Source organism: Micromonospora sp. D75 (assembly GCF_018070405.1).
GTDB lineage: Bacteria > Actinomycetota > Actinomycetes > Mycobacteriales > Micromonosporaceae > Micromonospora > Micromonospora chalcea.
Genome location: NZ_JAGPXV010000646.1, coordinates 1 through 3,321, shown reverse-complemented (window position 1 = coordinate 3,321; position 3,321 = coordinate 1). Strand labels below are relative to the sequence as shown.

At 72.5% G+C, this 3,321-nt stretch carries 4 protein-coding genes; all 4 read left to right on the top strand.

Annotation, left to right across the window (positions count from 1 at the left end; translation table 11 throughout):
- On the top strand, positions 1-291 hold a 291-nt coding region (locus KBX39_RS27040; RefSeq protein WP_210873168.1), incomplete at its 5' end, for a hypothetical protein.
- 43 nt (positions 292-334) lie between these two features.
- Positions 335-940 carry a class I SAM-dependent methyltransferase gene (locus KBX39_RS27035; protein ID WP_113973440.1) on the top strand — a complete coding sequence of 202 codons (606 nt, stop codon included), beginning with the start codon at positions 335-337 and terminating at the stop codon, positions 938-940.
- A gap of 41 nt (positions 941-981) precedes the next feature.
- Complete coding sequence (locus tag KBX39_RS27030; protein WP_166456961.1) at positions 982-2,661, top strand: ABC-F family ATP-binding cassette domain-containing protein; 1,680 nt, start codon at positions 982-984, stop codon at positions 2,659-2,661.
- A gap of 37 nt (positions 2,662-2,698) precedes the next feature.
- Positions 2,699-3,321, top strand: a 623-nt coding sequence (locus KBX39_RS27025) for an aldo/keto reductase (protein WP_210873166.1), incomplete at its 3' end; no start/stop codon positions are given.

The following is a 3,321-nucleotide window of genomic DNA, read 5'->3' as shown; positions in this document are numbered from 1 at the left end:
CGCACGACGGTCGAGCACAGCCCGGTTGAGGTGCAGCTCGACCATGGCGTCCATGATCGCGCGGGCGGCTGCGTCGTCGCTGGGGATGCGTTCCCGGTCGGCGCGCGTGCCCAGGCAGTAGGCGACGTAGTGTCCGCGTACCTGCCCGGCGACCCGGGCTTCGGGTACTCCAGGAAGGCGTCCTCATCGGACTCGTACCGGTACACCATGTGGCATAGAGTAGGACTGATTGTCCCTTTCAGGGGTAATATCGGGAAATTCTGGCGGAGTGGCGTCCGGCTCCGCCCCTGACACCGTTGCCGGAACCGCCCCGGGCCGGTGCGAGAATGCCTGCGTGACCGGCGACCACTACTTCACCGCTGAGCCCTCGGCCCCGGCCCGCCCGCGCGAGGTCGAGTTCACAGTCGCCGGGCGCGACTACACGCTCGGCTCGGCCGGTGGCGTCTTCTCCGCCGACCGGCTCGACCCCGGCACCGCCGTGCTGCTGCGCAAGGCCGACCTGCCGGCCGCCGACGTCACCGGCGCGCTGCTCGACATCGGCTGCGGCTTCGGCCCGATCACCTGCGTCCTCGCCACTGTCGCGCCGGAGGCCACCGTCTGGGCCGTGGACGTCAACGAGCGGGCCCGCGCCCTCACCACCGCCAACGCGGCAAGGGTCGGCGCCGCCGACCGGGTACGCGCCGTCGCGCCCGACGAGCTGCCGGACGACGTCACCTTCACCCAGATCTGGTCCAACCCGCCCATCCACATCGGCAAACCGGAACTGCACGGCCTGCTGCTGCGCTGGCTGCCCCGGCTCGCCCCGGACGGCGTGGCCTGGCTCGTCGTCGCCCGGCACCTCGGCGGCGACTCGCTGCACCGCTGGCTGGTCGAGCAGGGCTGGTCCGTCGAGCGGCACGCCAGCCAGAAGGGCTACCGGGTGCTGCGCGTCACCCGGTAATCCGGTGTCGTCCAGCGGCCCGGCTCGGGCAGGATGCCCGCGTGGGATACGTGGACGTGGCAGCGGTCGGGCACATCCTCCCGGACGGGCGTGAGCTGTTCAGCGACGTCTCGTTCCGGGTCGGTGAGGGTGCCAAGGTGGCGCTGGTCGGCCCGAACGGCGCCGGCAAGACCACGCTGCTGCGGATGGTCGCCGGTGACCTGCCGGTGAAGACCGGCGCGATCGCGCGCTCCGGCGGGCTGGGCGTGATGCGGCAGTTCATCGGCATGATCGGCGACGAGTCCACGCTCGCCGACCTGGCGCTCTCCCTCGCCCCGCCCGCGCTGCGCGACGCCGGGCGGCGGCTCGCCGAGACCGAGGCGGCCATGCGGGCGGCCGAGGTCCGCGGCAAGTACAGCTCCGCCGCCGCCAAGGCCCAGCTCGCGTACGCCGAGGCGCTCGCCGCCTGGGGCGAGACCGGCGGTTACGACGCGGAGGTCCTCTTCGACACCGTCGCCACCATCGTGCTGGACCTGCCGTGGGACAGCGCCCGGGACCGGCCGGTGCGCACGCTCTCCGGCGGCCAGCAGAAACGCTTCGCGCTGGAACTGCTGCTGCGCGGCCCGGACGAGGTGCTGCTGCTCGACGAGCCGGACAACTTCCTCGACGTACCCGGCAAACGCTGGCTGGAGGGGCGGCTGCGCGAGTCGGTCAAGTCCGTGCTGTACGTCTCACACGACCGGGAACTGCTGGCCCAGACCGCCGACCGGGTCGTCGCGGTGGAGGGCGGCAGCGCCTGGGTGCACCCGGGCGGCTTCGCGAGCTGGCACGACGCCCGGGTCGCCCGGCACGCCCGCCTCGACGAGCTGCGCAAACGCTGGGACGAGGAGCACCAGAAGCTGCGCGAGCTGATGCTGATGTACAAGCAGAAGGCCGCGTACAACGACGGGATGGCGTCCCGCTACCAGGCCGCGCAGACCCGGCTGCGCAAGTTCGAGGAGGCCGGGCCGCCGCCCGTACCCCCGAAGGACCAGGACATCCGGATGCGCCTGACCGGCGGGCGGACCGGCAAGCGCGCGGTCATCGCCGAGCAGTTGGAGCTGGACGGCTTGACGTACCCGTTCGACCTGGAACTCTGGTACGGCGACCGGGTCGCGGTGCTCGGCGCGAACGGCACCGGCAAGTCGCACTTCCTGCGTCTGCTGGCCCGCGGCGGCACCGACCCGGAGCCCGGCAACACCCCGGTCGACGGCGCCGCCGCGCTCGCGCCGGTCGCGCACGGCGGCGTGGTCCGGCTCGGCGCGCGGGTGCGGCCCGGGCACTTCTCGCAGACCCACGACCGCCCCGAGCTGATGGCGAAGACGCTGGTCGAGGTGCTGTGGCGCGGCGACGAGCACCGGGCCGGCATGGACCGGCACGCCGCCATGGCGGCGCTGTCCCGGTACGAGCTGGCCGGGCAGGGCGACCAGCGGTTCGGCACGCTCTCCGGCGGTCAGCAGGCCCGCTTCCTGGTGCTGCTGCTGGAACTGTCCGGCGCGACGCTGCTGCTGCTGGACGAGCCCACCGACAACCTCGACCTGGCCTCGGCCGAGGCGCTGGAGGCCGGGCTGACCGCGTTCGAGGGAACTGTCGTCGCGGTCACCCACGACAGGTGGTTCACCCGTACCTTCGACCGGTTCGTGCTGTTCCGGGGCGACGGTGACGTGGTGGAGACGCCGGCGCCGGTCTGGGACGTGGCCTGAGCCGCTCCCCGGGTGGGCCCCGGGGAGCGGGCATAGGGTGGATCTCGTGAGTGAGATGACCTATCGCCGGCTGGGCGACTCCGGGCTCGTGGTGTCAGTGGTCGGCATCGGCTGCAACAACTTCGGCCGCAAACTCGACCTCGACGGCACCCGGGCGGTGGTCGACGCCGCCCTCGACGCCGGGATCAACTTCTTCGACACCGCCGACATCTACGGCGAGCCGCAGGGCGCCTCCGAGGAACTGCTCGGCCAGGCGCTCAAAGGCCGCCGCGACGACGTGGTGGTGGCCACCAAGTTCGGCATGGACATGCACGGCGCGAACGGGCCGGACCACGACGCCCGGGGCGCCCGCCGCTACATCGCCCGCGCCGTCGAGGCGTCGCTGCGCCGGCTCGGCACCGACCACATCGACCTGTACCAGATGCACGAGCCAGACCCGGGCACCCCGATCGACGAGACGCTCGCCGCGCTCGACGACCTGGTGACCGCCGGCAAGGTGCGCTACCTGGGCAACTCCAACTTCGCCGGCTGGCAGATCGCCGACGCCGACTGGACCGCGTCGTCGCAGGGGCGTACCCGGTTCATCTCCGCGCAGAACCACTACTCGCTGGTGGAACGCGGGGTGGAGGCCGAGGTGATCCCGGCGTGCGAGCGGTTCGG